Genomic DNA, 14,566 nt, shown 5'->3' on the forward strand with positions numbered 1-14,566 from the left:
CTTACTTGCTTTCAGCTAGGGCAGTTGCTACATCTTCCCACTTAACCATTTCAATGGCGCCAGTAATGCAGCCTTTTACACAGGCTCCACAGTTAACGCACTTAGTTGAAACATTTTCTTCTGGATCAATTTTTGGTAGATGCCATGGGCAGGCCTTTGTACAAGCGCCACAAGCAATACATTTTTCCTTGTCAATTAATCTTGTTCCAGTTTTTTCGTCTGCATAAATTGCATCAACTGGACAGGCGTTTCCGCACCAAGGATTTGCACATTGCTTACAAGTAACTGGTTCCCATCTAAAGTTTCCAATGACTCCTGGATTATGTAGGTAATCATCATTTAGCTCTTCACCAAAGTAATAATTATCTCTTAGGTTTAATCTAGCGATAAATGGTTGAATTCTATTTCCGTCGTTTTGTAGGTTACAATTCATTTCGCACCTGTGACAGCCAACGCACTTGTCTTTGTTAACAACAAGTAAGCCTGTTGGTGTTGCCCAGGAAAAGATTTTGCCGTTTTTAATTTGTTTTTCTTCACAACCAATTAGGTTTAAAAGTGAAGCAGAAACAGCAAGACCTGCAAGTCCCTTTCCAGAGATTTGTAAAAATTGTCTACGTGTATATTTCTTATCAAATAATTTTTTATTTTCTGACATATTTTTCCCCTCTTATTAGTTTCTTATAAATATTATACTAGTGGAAATAAAAGTCCTTGTCAATAAAAAAACAAAAAAAGAACAAAAGTCTTTATAGAGCTTTTGTCCTTTAAAAATTTTATTTATTTGTTTTCATTTGCACAATCTGCTGGTCCACCTGTGAGCATATCTAAGCCGTGAATAAGTGAATCAGAAATTGCCTCCAAGTTTTCTTTTATGGCCTTTGGTGAGCCTGGAAAATTTATTATTAGGCTAGACTTTCTAAGTCCTGCTTGGGCTCTTGATAGGCAGGCCCTGTTAGTAATCTTTGCTGAATAGGCCCTCATCATTTCAGGGATGCCTGGAGCAAGTCTGTCACAAACTTCTATTGTCGCTTCAGGTGTTACATCTCTTTTAGAAAAACCTGTGCCTCCAGTTGTTACAACAAGAGCTATGTCTTCTCTGTCTGTAATTTCTATTAAAGCATCTTTAATTCGATAGACTTCATCTGGAACTAGGCCTTTGGCAACAACTTCAAAACCTAGGTCTTCTAGTAGGTCTTTTAAAAGCGGACCGCCAAGGTCTTCTCTAACTCCTGCATAAGACCTGTCTGATACTGTAAGGACTGCTGCCTTGTAGCCGTTTAATTTTTTTGTCATTATAAAAGTCCTCCTTCTCCCATTTTTATAAAGTCTTCTCTCTTTAATTTTATTTTTGCAAAAATTCTTGGCAGAGCAAAGTCAAAGGAAGTTATAGGTGCGTGCATAGTCGCTCCAGGAACTCCGATTAAAATCTTTCCATCTAAGTCGCCAATTGTCAGCATATTTCCTGGTTGAACTGGAAGACCTTGGATAATCATCCTTGCCCCAGAATTTTTTATTGCTGTTGGTGTTAGGTCATCTGGGTCTACACTCATGCCTCCTGTAAAAATAATTAAGTCTGCATCTTTAGAGAGATAAAAGTCTAAGGCTTCTTTAATTTTTTGAAGATCATCTGGACATTTTCTTACATCAATAATATCTGCATCAAAGCTTGCAAGTTTATTTCTTAAAACTCCTTCAAACCTATCTTCGATTCTGCCAGTGTAGACTTCGTCGCCAGTTATAATTATGCCCACCCTTAAGTGCTGGTAGGGATGTACTTGAAAAATTGGAAAATATTTTTCTGCAAGGTTTTTGGCTTTTTCAACTTGGTCCCTGCTAGTCCAAAGGGGAACAATTCTGGCCCCACAAAGCTTGTCGCCTTTTTTTACTGGAGAGAAATTTTTTAAAGTCGCCAAAGTGTAATCGCCAATTAAATTCATCTGGTAAAGGCCTTGGCTGTTTAATTCTAAGACTCCATCACAGTCAGCTATAAGTGAGATCTTTCCCTCTGAAACTTCTGATGTAGAAATATTTTTTCCCTTTAGCAGGTCTTTAATTTCTAAAACTGCGTCTTCTTCGTGAACTTGGTCTTTATCTAGGCTTCCTACATAGACATGGTCCTTGCCTAGGTCCTTAAGGACTTCAACGTCTTCTTCTTTGATTATGTGATTTCTCTTAAAGACAACTCCCTTAAAACCTGATTCTAGAATTCCTGTTATGTCGTGAAGAAGTGGTTTTCCAATTGCTTCTTCTGTTTTTATTTTCTTTATCATTTCTTACCTACTTTAAAATTTCTATTGGGTCACCTGGATAAATTTTTCCTTCTTTAATTACTATGGCAAAAATTCCCTCTCTAGGCATAACACAGTCGCCAGTTATTTTTCTAATTTCACATCCATGGTGACATTCTTTGCCAATTTGAGTAACTTCAACTTCTGTTTGGCCAATTTTTAATCTAGTTCCTATAGGAAGTTCATAAAGGCAAAGGCCTTCAGTCATAATATTTTCTGCAAAGTCTCCAGAGTCTAAGTCTGGCAATTCTTTTTTCATTTTTTCTAAAGATTCAATGCCTAGTAGAGAAATTTGCCTGTGCCAGTTGCCTGCGTGGGCGTCTCCAACAATGCCGTGGTCTTTTTTTATTTCAACAAAAGGAACCTTGTGTTTTCTTGTCCCCTTTTTTTCACTTATACAAACTGAAACTACTTTCATGCGTCCTCCCTTTTATAGTCTCCTGACTTGCCGCCAGTTTTTTCTAATAATTTTATATCTGTTATAACAATATCTCTTTGAACAGCCTTGCACATGTCATAAATTGTTAGAGCTGCTGTTGCAACTGCAGTCAAGGCTTCCATTTCAACTCCAGTTTCGCCTAGGACCTTTGTCGTAGCAATAATTTCAATTTCATATTTTTTATCATCTAGAACAAAGTCGATGTCTGCACCAGTTATAGATATTGGATGGCACATGGGAATTAGGTCTGGAGTTTTTTTTGCTCCCATTATTCCAGCTACCTGACTAACTGCTAAAACGTCTCCCTTTTTTATGCCCTGGTTAACAAGTAACCTATAAGTTTCTTCATTTAATAGTACCTTGGCTGAGGCCTTGGCGCTTCTTTGAGTCTTGTCTTTATTAGACACGTCAACCATTTTGGCCCTGCCACTTTCATTTAAGTGGGTTAGATTTTTTTCCATCCTTAACCTCCTATGGTGTTCATAAATCTTTTTGTGTCAGTTGTCCCGTCAACTAAGTGGTGGCTTTTGTCCTTGTCATATATTCCTTCCTTTAAGGCAGCTAGTAGGTCATCTCCATCTAGGCCCTTTAATGAAATTTCTCTATTTGAATGGAGACAAGGCTTAAGTTTGCCATCTGCTGTTAGTCTAATCCTATTACAGTCCTGGCAGAAGCAAGATGAAATTGGAGAAATTAGGCCGACAGTTCCCTTATGTCCTGGCATTTTATAAACTTTTGCCACTCCATCTGTCTTTACTTCTTCCAAGTCTGGAAGTTTTTCTAAAACTATATTATTAGAAACAAAGTTTTTTTGGTCCCAATTAATAGTCTGACCCATTTTCATAAGTTCAATAAAGCGAACTTGAATATCATGGTCTTTAGTGTAGTCCACTAATTTTTCAATGTCATCTATATTAAAACCGCCAATGAGAACGGCATTTATCTTAACCTTAAATCCAAGACTTATGGCCTCATCTATTGCTGCTAAAGTCTGCTTTAGATCGCCGCCTCTACTTATCTTTTTAAATTTTTCTGGATCTAGGGTGTCTAGGGAAAAGTTGACTCTTCCTACTCCAGCGTCTTTTAAGGCCTTGGCATAGTCTTTGAAAAGAGCTCCATTTGTAGTCAGACAAATTTCTTCAATGCCTGGTATTTTAGAAATCTTTTCGCACAAGGACACGATTCCCTTTCTAACTAGGGGCTCGCCTCCTGTCAGTCTAATTTTTTTTATGCCTAAGGTTGCTGCTGCTCTAACGATTTTTTCAACTTCTTCTAGAGAAATTATGTCGTCGTGGCTGCACTTTTCTATGCCATCTGCTGGCATGCAGTAGAGACATCGAAAGTTACACCTGTCTGTTAGGGAAATTCTCATATAGGAAATTTCTCTTTTGTATCTATCTTTCATTAATTAATTCACCGCTAACTAAATAAATTTTCTAAGTCATATACTTTAATAAGCTTTCCTGCGTCTAAGTAGTTTACTCCTGGAGGAATTTCTCCAAAGACCTTAGAGCCAACAAAGGAAGATAAAATTCCATTGCCTTGGCTTGAGTCCTCTACAAAATAAACCTTGCCATCTTCATATTCTAAAGATCCTCTTAAAAGCCTAAGCCTTGGATTTTCCTTGTCAAAGGGCTTTTTTAAAAGGGCTTGAAAAGATGGGCTATAAATTTCTTTCCTGCCTAGGGTCTTTTTTAAAAATGGCAGGCAGACTCTAAAGAGGCCGAGGATTGCTGCACCTGGATTGCCAGACAAGTTAATAACTGCCTTGTTATTAAGTTTTGAAACAACTAGAGACCCTCCTGGCTTCATGGCAGTTTTTGTAAAGAGAACCTTTCCGCCTAAATTTTTAACAGCCCTGGCTCCATAGTCGTAGTCGCCAACTGAGGCTCCACCTGTTGTTATTAAAAGGTCGCAAGTCTCATTGGCTATCTTTGTAAGTCTCATAATTTCTTCAAGGCCATCTTCTACTAAACCATAGTCTTCTACTACAAAGCCTAGATTTTCAAATATCGACAAGAAGGTCAAGTGGTTAGAGTCGTATATTTCTCCTGGCTCTAAGTCCTGACCTAACTCTTTTAATTCTGATCCTGTTAGGAAAAATCCTAATTTCGGTTTTTTATAAACTTTGATTTTTTCTATGCCCTGGCTAGCTAAAAGTCCAAGAGATGGACTGTCAAGATTACTTCCCCTTTCTAAAAGTAAACTATTTTTCTTAATATCCTCTCCCTGTTTAACTACATTAGAGTTTGCCTTTAGCTCCTCTTTTATAAAAACTTGATTTTCTGTAAAGTCAGTTTTTTCAAATTTTATTGTAGTGTTGGCTCCCTTAGGTAGAGGACCGCCAGTTAAAATTTTTGCTGCTTGAAAGATTCCAAGATCTTTCTTTGGAAAAGATCCTGCAGGAATTTCTTCTGTAATTTCAAATCTTATTGGATTTTCTTCGCTGGCGCCTTTAGTATCTTCTCCCCTTAGGGCGTAGCCGTCAAAGGGCGACTTGTCAAAGGAAGGCACGTCAATTTTTGCATATAGGTCCTCAGCTAAAATCCTTTTAAAGGCCTGGCTTGTCTCTATTTCTTCATATTTATATTCTATATTAAAGTCTAAAAGTTTTTTGGCTCCTTGGTCAGGAGTAATTTGGTCCTTATAATTCATTTGCCCTCCTTAGGGTTTTAAGTATTTAATAGCATTATTTTTTCTGGTCTAATTTTAACATATAAATTTTCTTCGGTCTTTAAGGCTGCCCATTTTTCTTTGGCCAGGGAAATTCTAATTTTCCCAAACTTAGAAGAGTTTTTCGGACTGTGTACTATAACAACTGACTCAAAGACGTCATCTATTTCCATATATTTTTCTATTTTAAAAGAGTTTTCTTCTTGGCTTGTAATGATTTCTAAGCTGTGAGACCTTATGCCTAAAATATCTTGGTCTTTTAAATCTTTCACTTTTAAGTCTATTCCCCAGTCGCTGGCATAAACTAAGTCGTCTCCAATTTTTTCTATGTGAGAATAATTTTTGCAACCAGATATTAAGGCAGCTGCTAGGGTCTTTGGCCTGGCAAATAAGTCTAGGGTAGACATTTTTTCTTCTGACTTGCCGTCTTTTATTACAGATATGCTGTCGCAAAGTCTGTAAACCTCGTCTCGAGAGTGGGAAACTAAAATTGCAGGTAGCTTGTGCTTTGTAATTATTTCCTTTAGTGAAATTTCTATTTGCCATCTTAAAAAGTCATCTAAGGCTGAAAGAGGTTCGTCTAAAAGTAAAATCTCTGGTTTGTTTACAATAATTCTCGCAAGGGCTGCCCTTTGTCTTTGTCCGCCAGAAAGTTCGTAAATGTAATGATCCTTGTGGTTTACTAGGTCAAATTCTTTTAAGATATTTTCTGCCAATAAATCTTTCTCTTCTTTAGATATTTTTTCCCTAATGCCAACTAAGACATTTTCTTTCAAGGTCATATTGGGAAAGAGGGCGTAGTCTTGGAAGAGGTAGCCAACTTTTCTATCTTGGGGCCTTAAGTTAATGTTTTTTTCGCTGTCAAATAAGACCCTGCCATTTAAAACAATGCGACCAGAATCTGGTTTGACTAGGCCTGCTATACATTTTAGGGTCAGTGACTTGCCTGAACCTGAGGCTCCAAGGAGGCCGAGAATTTCATTTGCTGATTTAAAATCTACATCTAAGCTAAAGCCTGGAAATTCTTTTTTTATTTTAACTTCTATCATTATAGGTCCTCAAGACTTTCTTTTTTTAGCTTAGTCTGGTTTTTGTTTTCTAAAATATTTATAGTTAGTAAAACTAAAAGGGAAATAAAGACATTTATTAAAACCCAAAGGTAGGCCTCAACGTCATTGCCTGTTCGCCACAATTGATAAACTGTTGTTGAAATTGTAGCTGTCTTCTTTGGAGTATAACCTGCAACCATTGAAGTCGCCCCGTATTCTCCAAGGGCCCTAGCAAAGGCCAAAACTAAACCTGCTAGGATCCCCGACTTGGAATTTGGTAAATACAGTTTCCAAAAAATCCAAGTGTTGGACTTGCCTAGGGTTTGGGCTGCGTATTTTAAATTTTCGTCAAAGGCTTCAAAGGCCCCTCTGGCAGTTCTATACATAAGGGGAAAGGTAACTAAAACTGTTGCAAAAATTGCCGAATACCATTTCATTACAAGACTTATGCCAAAGGCCTTGTCTACAAGGGCTCCTAAAGATGAATTTGGTCCTAAAGTTTTTAAAATAAAAAATCCAATTACTGTCGGTGGCAAAACTAAAGGCAGGGTCAAAAAAACATCAAGGACCCCCTTAAGGGTCCTAGGAAGTTTCTTTATTTCGTAGGCAAAGAAAATGCCTAGGAAAAATGTTATTATAGATGAAATTATAGCTATTCTCAGTGAATTGTAGAGGGGAAAAAGGTCCATAAGTTCTCCTATAAGTAAATTTTTTATTTTGCTGGACTAAAGCCAACTGCTTCAAATATTTCCATGGCTTCTGGTCCTTGGAAGTAGGCTAAAAGTTTTCTTGCTTCTTCTAGGTTTTCGCTTTCTTTTAAAAGGGCTGCAGGATAGATGACTGGAGTGTCTAAGTGGCTGCCGTCTTCTTCATAAACTACATCAAGGCCTGCAGAGTAGGCGTCAGTTTTGTAAATAATACCACAGTCAACTACTCCTTCAACGATCCAAGTAGTAACTTCTTTTACATTTGATCCAAAAGTGATCTTTTCTTGGATGGCATCCCAAGAGCCAAGCTTTCTTAAAATTTCTTCTGAGTATTGGCCTACTGGAACGTCAGAATTTCCTAGGGCAAGAGTATCCACTCTGTCAGAATTTAAATCTTCAAAAGTTTTAATGTCCTTGGTAGATCCCTTTGGCACAACTAGACAGACCTTGTTTTCTAAAAGGTCGATTCTAGATTCTGAGTCAACTACTTTGTCTGTCGATTCAGGATTTTTTTCTGGGTCTAAGGCGTTCATTTGCTTTTGGGAAGCTGAAATAAAAATGTCAGCATAGGCGCCTTCTTCAATTTGAGTCTTTAAAGTTCCAGATGAGTCAAAGGTATAAATTATTTCCAAGTCTGGATTTTCTTCTTCATAGGCAGCCTTAATTTCTTCTAAGGATTCTGTTAAAGATGCTGCTGCAAAAACATAAAGTTCTTTTTTGCCTCCACTTGTTTGTTCATTTGTAGTTTCAGCATTTTTCATTGCTGCTTTCTCACTTGTTTGTTTGTCCTCATTCTTACATGCAACCAGTCCAAAGATTAAAGTAAAAGCTAAGACCGCCAAGAAAAATTTTTTCATATTTTTTTCTCCAAATAAAAAAAGTTGTTTTGGACAACAAAACAACAAGTAAATCTTATTTATGTCGTCCTTTTCAAATACGGAAGGCCAGTCGATTTCTCTTCTGACCCTGAAAACTCCAAAGAGTTTTGGCAAAAACTTCATAGTTGCCCTTAGAAAATTTTTGCTCGGATTCATATTTACTCTTAAATATTAGCATAAATAAGTCTATATAGCAATTGCAATTTAAAGGTCCCAGCCCTCATTTAATCTGTTCATCCACTGGTAGACGTCAATTCCATAAACATCTTTTAAGTTTTCCCTAGTCATTACGTCTTCAATGTCTCCATAAGAAAATACTTTTCCTTCTTTTAATAATAGAGCCTTGGTCCCAAACATTCTCGCCAGCCTCAAATCGTGGACAACAGAAATTACTGCCCTGCCTGATTCCTGCCTCCATTTATCAACTAAAGAAAAAATCGTCTCTTGGTAGGACAGGTCTAGGTGGTTGGTTGGCTCATCTAAAATCATTAGCCTTGGGTCTTGGACTAAAAGTTGGGCTAGAAAAACTCTTTGGAGCTCTCCACCTGATAGGCTAAGAACTGACCGATCTTTTAAAGAAGAAATACCAGTTAGGTCTAAGGCTTTTTCAATTTTGTCGTCCTCATCGTCAGTCTTTTTTGAAAAAAATCCCCTGTCCCTAGAATAAGATCCTAGGCTGACAACATCTTTAACTGCAAAGGCATAAGAGATGTAGTGGTTTTGCATAAGGACTCCTAGGTTTTTTGCCCTAGTTTTTGCTGGCAGGTCTTTTAGGTCTGTGCCTTTAAAATAAATTTGGCCGCTATAAGATAAACTTTGGGCAATGGCATTGGTTATTGTAGTTTTTCCTGCGCCATTTGGGCCAATAATCATTAGCCAGTCTCCTTCTTCTACAGTAAAAGAAACTTGGTCCAATATTTTTTTTGTAAAAATAACACTAAGGTCTTTGACTTCTAACATTAGCTTACCTTCCTCATAGAAAAATATATATTTACAAAGAGAATTGATCCAACAAAAGATGTAATTACTCCAATAGGCAGTTCAATTGGAGCTAAAACAACTCTGGCTAAAAGGTCTGCGTACATTAAAAAAATTCCTCCAGCCAAAGTAGTTGCAAGTAGTAGTTTTTTGTGACTAGGGCCAACTAACTTTCTCATTATGTGGGGAATAATTAAGCCTACAAAACCAATTGAGCCAGCAAAGGCAACTGCCACTCCAATTATTGCAGAGACGCTTATCATAATTGAAAGTTTTACTTTTTTTACATCAACTCCAATGTGGGCTGCGTTTTTTTCACTAATGGCAAAGGCATCAAGCTCTCTAGATTTAGAATAAATTCTAAGGCCAAAAATTATAAGGACTATAAAAATAACCAAAGCTCCCTTATAGGTTGACCCAGCAAGGGACCCCATTGACCAAGATGTTATTGCCTCTAGCTTGTGAGATGAAAATACAATAATAAAAGACTGGATGGAGCTTATAAACATTGAATAAATTACTCCCAAAAGGATTATTGTATTTGTTGATAGGCCGTAGTCTAACTTATAGGACAGAGTTAAAATAATTAAAATTGATAAAAAGGAAAATATCATTGCCATAACTACTGGGCCGCCAAAGGGAATAAAGGGGATGCTTATGTCTAAGGCAATTGCTAAAACTGCTCCTAGGCCTGCCCCTGCAGAAACTCCTAGGGTTCCTCCTTCAGCAAGAGGATTTCGCAGTAGTCCTTGCATGGCAGCTCCAGCTAAGGCCAAACAAGATCCAACTAGGCAGGCATTTAAAACTCTTGGAAACCTAACTGCCAAAATTATAGACCCATTGGCTGACTTTATTGGAGCCTTTAAAACTTGGCCCTTTAAAATGCTATAAATTTCTCTTAGAGGAATAGAGACACTACCTATACTTAGGCAGACAAAAATACTTAGGACAAGGCCTAGGACTAAGATAATAAAATATTTTTTTCTTCCTCTGTTCATTTTTTTCTCCCCTTTTTATTATATGTAAAATTTTAAGATGCCAGCGGTAGCCAGCATCCTAAAGTTGTTTTTATTTATTTACAAAATCGTTTAAAGCCTCTGCCCCTTGAACAAGTCTTACGGATGGTCTAGAAAGTTCATTGTCAACTAGATTTAGAATTTTTCCTTCTTTAACTGCAGTGATTCCTTCCCAGCCAGGTCTAGCCATAATTTCTTCAACAGGACTTGGACCTTCCATTGATCCCATAGTAATTGTCACAATGTAGTCTGGGTTTCTAGCTATAACTTCTTCTTCTGAAACTTCAGACCAGCCTTCAACGTCAGCAAAAATATTTTCTAGGCCGACAATTTGTGCAATTTCATCCATAAAGGTATGGGCTCCTGCAGACCACAATCCATACTCAAGTGGAGAAACTTCAAAATAAATTTTCTTGCCAGCAAGGTTTTCTTTGTTAGTTTCTATTGCTTTAAAAGAATCTTTCATATCTTGGATAACTTTAGCTGCATCGTCTTCCTTGCCCATAACCTTGCCAATTAATTCAAGGGCCTGATAAACTTCTTCAATTGTTCCAGCATTGGTTATGACAACATTAACACCTGCGTCAGATAGAGCCTTAATTTGTTCTTCGCTTTGGGCCATGTCTGCCATTAAAACTAAGTCTGGTTCTAAGGCAATAATTTCTTCAGCATTTAAGTCGCTGCCAGATGCAACAACTGGTAGAGATAGGATTTCTTCTGGATTATCAACATAAGTTCCAATTCCAACTAGGCTGTCAACTGCTCCAATGGCGTTTAGGTTTTCAGCATCTGATGGAGTAATAGCAACAACTTTTTCTGGAGTCTTTTCAAAAGAAACTTCCCTGCCTGTCATATCGACAACATTAAAGGCGGCGCCATCTACTCTTTCTTCTTCGTTTTCTTTTACTTCTTCAGTGCTTTGGGCTGGTGCCTTTGCTTCCTTGTTCTCTGCTGGTTTTTCACATCCTACTACTAGGCCAAGACTTAAAGTTAAAACTAAAAGTAAGGCTAGTATTCTAAATTTTTTCATAAATTTCCTCCTCATTATTTACAAAAATTGTATTTATAAAAATTTTAAGAAAAGTTTTATTTCTCTTAAAAGTTTTACCCAAGTTATTAAAAAATAAAAGCCCCTAGTGGGTGGCTAAGGACTTTTACTCTATACGCTTTAGGTCGCATCCAGAATTTGATTAGAGAGGGCTCTGGAGATAAAGTATTATGATTATATAATCTCTAGAGATTAGGAGAAACACTAAAGATTAAATTTTGACCCTTGGCGCTATCGTTTAATTATCTCTTGGTAATAAAAAATGCTCTCACCTAAAGTAAGAGCAAAAACACAAATAAATGTTTGTCTCATACCCAGGAGAATATCCGCATGTACAGGTCTCCCGACTTAGCTTCATCCTCCAGACGCCTTCCCACAAACTTGCAGTGGCTTTTGTCCTTTGTCCGCATCACGGTTACTGGGATAGTTTAAGATTTTAACTTAATTCCCTTCGCTTTCGCTTCAGCACTAGGTGCATACACACGTTTTATTAAACAAGTAGAATATAGCACAAGTCTATTAAAATTACAAGCACTTTTAAAAATTTTTAAAAATTTTACCTTTGATGAATTTTTTATTTTGCTTTTGCTTTTAATCCCAACTAGTTCTTTAAAGAAAAGGTTTTTAATGGTATAATACATAATATAAAATTTAATGAGTTGAGTTTTATAATAATTTTAAAAAGGAGGTTGATTATGAGTTTCGTTAACGACACTTTTACTAAACAAAAAATGATGAGAACTGTTTTAAAGGCCTTAGTTTTAGTACTTATTTGTTCTGTTTATTTTAATGGCCTAAGGGTTTTACTTTTAACAGCCGTTAATATAATCTTTGCCTTTTTAACTGAATATCTATTTGAAACTAAAATCAACAAGAAGAAAAAGGTTTCTGAAGCCTTATTGGTAACTGCCATTTTATACACAATGACACTACCTGTTTCTCTTCCTCTTTGGATGAGTATTGTAGGTATAGTCTTTGGAGTATTTTTTGGCAAAATGGTTTTTGGTGGTTTTGGAAAAAATGTTTTTAACCCAGCTATTGTTGGCAGGTGTTTTATTTACATTAACTTCCCAGAGCCTTTAACTATTCACTGGAACCTAGTTCCAAGTCTTTCAGACTTTCCAGGAGGCTTTGCAAAATGGATTTTCCCAAGTATTGACACAGTTTCTACTGCAACTCCAATGCTTGCCTTTAGAAACGAAGGAATCCTTCCTAATATTAAAGACCTATTAATAGGAAATGTTCCTGGAGTTATTGGCGAATCTGCAAAAATTGTAATTCTTCTTTGTGCAATTTATCTAATTTGGAAAAAAGTTGCTTCATGGGAAATTATGGCAGGTTGTGCCCTTGGTTTTACTGGACTAACTTTAATCTTTAATCTAATGGGAGTTGAATCTGTTCCAAATCCTATAATCGGCATGCTTACAGGTGGCTTTATCTTAGGTGCAGTTTTTATGGCAACAGACCCAATTTCTGCAGCGAAAACAGTCCCTGGCAAGTGGTTGTACGGAATTATTATTGGTGTGGTAACTGTAATTATTAGAGGCTTTGCCCTTTTCTCTGGTGGTGTAATGTTTGCTATTTTAATTGGCAATACCTTTGCTCCAATAATTGACTATACTGTTAGGAAGACCCAGAAAAAGAAAAAGTCCAAAGAAAAAGAGGTGGCTAAGGCATGAAAAACAAATCACTAGCTTATCCAATTATTTTTATGACTTTATTAACTGTCATTACAGTTTTTATCCTAGCATTTTTAAACCAAACTACTCTGGCCAAGGTTGAAGAAAACCAAAACCTAGAACTTAGAAGAAAGATTCTCTACGTCTTTGACATGTATGAAGAAGGAAAAACTTCTGACGACGAAGTCAACAAACTTTTTGAAGACCATGTTGTAGAATCTGACTGGAATTATGCTAAGCTTTTTACCCTTATGGATGGGTCTAGCGAAAAAGCCTATGCTGTTCCATTTTCTGGCCCAGGTCTTTGGGGATCAATTACAGGCTATATTGGTGTAGATGCAAATATGAACGAAGTTACTGGTGTAGAATTTATTTCTCAAAACGAAACTCCTGGTCTTGGTGGAAGAATTTCTGAAGCTCCTTATAAGGAACAATACAGAAATGTAGATATTTCCAATGCCACTGACAAGTACATTATTAATAGACCAGCACCTGGCGGAAATATTGATGCCATAGCTGGTGCTACTCAAACTTCTACCTTTGTTCAAAATATGATCAACGAAGATTTAAAGGCCTTCGACCAAGGAGGTAATAAATAATGGCTAAGACAAAATATAAAAAAATTGTTAGAGCTGGACTAATAGAAGACAACCCAATAATTTTCCAAGTTATAGGGATTTGTTCTACTCTAGCTGTTACAAACTTAATGATGAACTCCCTAATTATGGGACTGGCCCTAGCTTTAGTGACTGGTTTTTCATCTTTGACTATTTCTGCTTTGAGAGATAAAACTCCTGGCCATATTAGAATGATGGTTCAGGTACTGATAATTTCATTTTATGTAATCCTAGTAGATATTTTCTTAAAGGCCTACATGCCAGATATGTCTAAGGCCCTTGGACCTTATGTTGGACTTATTATTACCAACTGTATTATCATGGGAAGAGCTGAAGCCTTTGCTATAGCAAACAAACCTCTACCATCTTTTGTAGACGGTGTTGCTTCAGGTCTTGGATATACTATGGTCCTATTAGTTATTTCATTTATTAGAGAAATTCTTGGCTTTGGTTCTGTATTTGGAATTCAAATTTTGCCAGAGTCTTTTACAGCTTGGACCCTAATGATAATGCCTCCAGGAGCTTTCTTTATCCTAGCGGTTATTATGTGGTGGGCCAATGCAAAAGTTAACAAAACTGAGGAGGCGAAAAGATAATGGTAGATGTTCATCCTTTAGTAATATTTTTTGCTTCAATTTTTACTTCTAATATGATCTTCTCAAACTTTTTGGGAATGTGTTCTTATATAGCAGTTTCTAAGGAAATTGAAACAGCAACTGGACTTGGAATAGCAGTAACCTTTGTACTTACTATTACAACAATTTTAAACTACATTGTTTACCACTATGTCCTAGTCCCATTTGGCCTTGACTATTTGAGATTTATTGTTTTCATCTTAGTCATTGCCGCCTTTGTACAATTATTGGAAATGTTTTTAGAAAGATATGTAGAAAATCTTTACTATGCCCTAGGTATCTTCCTACCACTTATTACTGTAAACTGTGCAATCCTTGGGGTTTCACTATTTATGGTAATTAGAAACTACAACTTTATTCAAACAGCCCTATTTGGACTTGGTTCTGGCCTTGGTTGGCTCCTTGCTATAGTTTCAATGGCTGGCATTCGTTCAAGAATAAATGAAGATGCCCTACCTAAAGGCCTAGGAGGTCCTGCTATCACCTTAATTATTACAGGTATTATGGCCATGGCCTTTATAGGATTTTCTGGTATAGTTCAAATATCATAAGGAGGAGA

General features: G+C 36.8%; 17 protein-coding genes and 2 riboswitches. Of the genes, 4 read left to right on the forward strand and 13 right to left on the reverse strand.

The window, feature by feature from the left end:
• Nucleotide 1: 1 nt before the first annotated feature.
• The 13 genes from BN2667_RS07470 to BN2667_RS07530 all read right to left on the reverse strand — a co-directional run bounded on the left by BN2667_RS07470 (nt 2) and on the right by BN2667_RS07530 (nt 11,058).
• Complete coding sequence (locus tag BN2667_RS07470; protein ID WP_054252704.1) at nt 2-655, reverse strand: ferredoxin-like protein; 654 nt, start codon at nt 653-655, stop codon at nt 2-4.
• A gap of 122 nt (nt 656-777) precedes the next feature.
• Nucleotides 778-1,293 carry a MogA/MoaB family molybdenum cofactor biosynthesis protein gene (locus BN2667_RS07475; RefSeq protein ID WP_054252705.1) on the reverse strand — a complete coding sequence of 172 codons (516 nt, stop codon included), beginning with the start codon at nt 1,291-1,293 and terminating at the stop codon, nt 778-780.
• Nucleotides 1,293-2,270, reverse strand: coding sequence for a molybdopterin-binding protein (locus BN2667_RS07480; protein ID WP_054252706.1), 978 nt, complete (start codon nt 2,268-2,270; stop codon nt 1,293-1,295). The genes BN2667_RS07475 and BN2667_RS07480 overlap by 1 nt, the downstream gene beginning before the upstream one ends.
• A gap of 7 nt (nt 2,271-2,277) precedes the next feature.
• Nucleotides 2,278-2,706 (reverse strand): MOSC domain-containing protein, encoded by a 429-nt coding sequence (locus BN2667_RS07485; RefSeq protein WP_054252707.1) that lies wholly within the window; start codon nt 2,704-2,706, stop codon nt 2,278-2,280.
• Nucleotides 2,703-3,188: a cyclic pyranopterin monophosphate synthase MoaC gene (moaC, locus tag BN2667_RS07490; protein ID WP_054252708.1), complete on the reverse strand. Its 486-nt coding sequence runs from the start codon at nt 3,186-3,188 to the stop codon at nt 2,703-2,705. The genes BN2667_RS07485 and moaC overlap by 4 nt, the downstream gene beginning before the upstream one ends.
• A gap of 2 nt (nt 3,189-3,190) precedes the next feature.
• The gene (gene moaA, locus BN2667_RS07495; RefSeq protein ID WP_054252709.1) at nt 3,191-4,132 is read right to left on the reverse strand and encodes a GTP 3',8-cyclase MoaA; all 942 of its coding nucleotides are present in this window, start codon (nt 4,130-4,132) and stop codon (nt 3,191-3,193) included.
• Nucleotides 4,133-4,146: 14 nt separating this feature from the next.
• Nucleotides 4,147-5,382, reverse strand: coding sequence for a molybdopterin molybdotransferase MoeA (locus BN2667_RS07500; protein ID WP_054252710.1), 1,236 nt, complete (start codon nt 5,380-5,382; stop codon nt 4,147-4,149).
• Nucleotides 5,383-5,399: 17 nt separating this feature from the next.
• Entirely contained in the window at nt 5,400-6,449 is a 1,050-nt protein-coding gene (locus BN2667_RS07505) for a sulfate/molybdate ABC transporter ATP-binding protein (protein WP_054252711.1), read from the reverse strand.
• Entirely contained in the window at nt 6,449-7,138 is a 690-nt protein-coding gene (gene modB / locus BN2667_RS07510) for a molybdate ABC transporter permease subunit (RefSeq protein ID WP_054252712.1), read from the reverse strand. Before modB ends, BN2667_RS07505 begins: the two co-directional genes overlap by 1 nt.
• A 23-nt stretch (nt 7,139-7,161) precedes the next feature.
• The gene (gene modA / locus BN2667_RS07515) at nt 7,162-8,013 is read right to left on the reverse strand and encodes a molybdate ABC transporter substrate-binding protein (protein ID WP_054253016.1); all 852 of its coding nucleotides are present in this window, start codon (nt 8,011-8,013) and stop codon (nt 7,162-7,164) included.
• Nucleotides 8,014-8,065: 52 nt separating this feature from the next.
• Nucleotides 8,066-8,198, reverse strand: a riboswitch (molybdenum cofactor riboswitch).
• A gap of 40 nt (nt 8,199-8,238) precedes the next feature.
• The gene (locus BN2667_RS07520) at nt 8,239-8,994 is read right to left on the reverse strand and encodes an ABC transporter ATP-binding protein (RefSeq protein ID WP_054252713.1); all 756 of its coding nucleotides are present in this window, start codon (nt 8,992-8,994) and stop codon (nt 8,239-8,241) included.
• Nucleotides 8,994-10,010, reverse strand: coding sequence for a FecCD family ABC transporter permease (locus tag BN2667_RS07525; RefSeq protein ID WP_054252714.1), 1,017 nt, complete (start codon nt 10,008-10,010; stop codon nt 8,994-8,996). The genes BN2667_RS07520 and BN2667_RS07525 overlap by 1 nt, the downstream gene beginning before the upstream one ends.
• A gap of 70 nt (nt 10,011-10,080) precedes the next feature.
• Nucleotides 10,081-11,058 (reverse strand): ABC transporter substrate-binding protein, encoded by a 978-nt coding sequence (locus tag BN2667_RS07530; protein ID WP_054252715.1) that lies wholly within the window; start codon nt 11,056-11,058, stop codon nt 10,081-10,083.
• Between the two features lie 334 nt (nt 11,059-11,392).
• A riboswitch (cobalamin riboswitch) is annotated at nt 11,393-11,573 on the reverse strand.
• A gap of 198 nt (nt 11,574-11,771) precedes the next feature.
• Here BN2667_RS07530 and BN2667_RS07535 point away from each other — a divergent pair.
• Genes BN2667_RS07535 through BN2667_RS07550 form a run of 4 tightly spaced genes read left to right on the forward strand, consistent with a single transcriptional unit; the run spans nt 11,772 to nt 14,558 of the window.
• Nucleotides 11,772-12,755 (forward strand): RnfABCDGE type electron transport complex subunit D, encoded by a 984-nt coding sequence (locus BN2667_RS07535; protein WP_054252716.1) that lies wholly within the window; start codon nt 11,772-11,774, stop codon nt 12,753-12,755.
• Nucleotides 12,752-13,354: an RnfABCDGE type electron transport complex subunit G gene (locus tag BN2667_RS07540; RefSeq protein ID WP_054252717.1), complete on the forward strand. Its 603-nt coding sequence runs from the start codon at nt 12,752-12,754 to the stop codon at nt 13,352-13,354. The genes BN2667_RS07535 and BN2667_RS07540 overlap by 4 nt, the downstream gene beginning before the upstream one ends.
• Nucleotides 13,354-13,968: an NADH:ubiquinone reductase (Na(+)-transporting) subunit D gene (locus BN2667_RS07545; protein WP_054252718.1), complete on the forward strand. Its 615-nt coding sequence runs from the start codon at nt 13,354-13,356 to the stop codon at nt 13,966-13,968. Before BN2667_RS07540 ends, BN2667_RS07545 begins: the two co-directional genes overlap by 1 nt.
• Entirely contained in the window at nt 13,968-14,558 is a 591-nt protein-coding gene (locus BN2667_RS07550) for an Rnf-Nqr domain containing protein (RefSeq protein WP_054252719.1), read from the forward strand. Before BN2667_RS07545 ends, BN2667_RS07550 begins: the two co-directional genes overlap by 1 nt.
• The last annotated feature ends 8 nt before the right edge of the window (nt 14,559-14,566 follow it).

The organism is Neofamilia massiliensis (assembly GCF_001299475.1).
In the GTDB taxonomy this organism is placed as follows: domain Bacteria; phylum Bacillota; class Clostridia; order Tissierellales; family Peptoniphilaceae; genus Neofamilia; species Neofamilia massiliensis.

Coding starts and splice junctions, on each gene's coding strand:
- BN2667_RS07470 (WP_054252704.1), bottom strand. CDS start 655: ATGTCAGAAAATAAAAAATTATTTGATAAGAAATATACACGTAGACAA.
- BN2667_RS07475 (WP_054252705.1), bottom strand. CDS start 1,293: ATGACAAAAAAATTAAACGGCTACAAGGCAGCAGTCCTTACAGTATCA.
- BN2667_RS07480 (WP_054252706.1), bottom strand. CDS start 2,270: ATGATAAAGAAAATAAAAACAGAAGAAGCAATTGGAAAACCACTTCTT.
- BN2667_RS07485 (WP_054252707.1), bottom strand. CDS start 2,706: ATGAAAGTAGTTTCAGTTTGTATAAGTGAAAAAAAGGGGACAAGAAAA.
- moaC (WP_054252708.1), bottom strand. CDS start 3,188: ATGGAAAAAAATCTAACCCACTTAAATGAAAGTGGCAGGGCCAAAATG.
- moaA (WP_054252709.1), bottom strand. CDS start 4,132: ATGAAAGATAGATACAAAAGAGAAATTTCCTATATGAGAATTTCCCTA.
- BN2667_RS07500 (WP_054252710.1), bottom strand. CDS start 5,382: ATGAATTATAAGGACCAAATTACTCCTGACCAAGGAGCCAAAAAACTT.
- BN2667_RS07505 (WP_054252711.1), bottom strand. CDS start 6,449: ATGATAGAAGTTAAAATAAAAAAAGAATTTCCAGGCTTTAGCTTAGAT.
- modB (WP_054252712.1), bottom strand. CDS start 7,138: ATGGACCTTTTTCCCCTCTACAATTCACTGAGAATAGCTATAATTTCA.
- modA (WP_054253016.1), bottom strand. CDS start 8,013: ATGAAAAAATTTTTCTTGGCGGTCTTAGCTTTTACTTTAATCTTTGGA.
- BN2667_RS07520 (WP_054252713.1), bottom strand. CDS start 8,994: ATGTTAGAAGTCAAAGACCTTAGTGTTATTTTTACAAAAAAAATATTG.
- BN2667_RS07525 (WP_054252714.1), bottom strand. CDS start 10,010: ATGAACAGAGGAAGAAAAAAATATTTTATTATCTTAGTCCTAGGCCTT.
- BN2667_RS07530 (WP_054252715.1), bottom strand. CDS start 11,058: ATGAAAAAATTTAGAATACTAGCCTTACTTTTAGTTTTAACTTTAAGT.
- BN2667_RS07535 (WP_054252716.1), top strand. CDS start 11,772: ATGAGTTTCGTTAACGACACTTTTACTAAACAAAAAATGATGAGAACT.
- BN2667_RS07540 (WP_054252717.1), top strand. CDS start 12,752: ATGAAAAACAAATCACTAGCTTATCCAATTATTTTTATGACTTTATTA.
- BN2667_RS07545 (WP_054252718.1), top strand. CDS start 13,354: ATGGCTAAGACAAAATATAAAAAAATTGTTAGAGCTGGACTAATAGAA.
- BN2667_RS07550 (WP_054252719.1), top strand. CDS start 13,968: ATGGTAGATGTTCATCCTTTAGTAATATTTTTTGCTTCAATTTTTACT.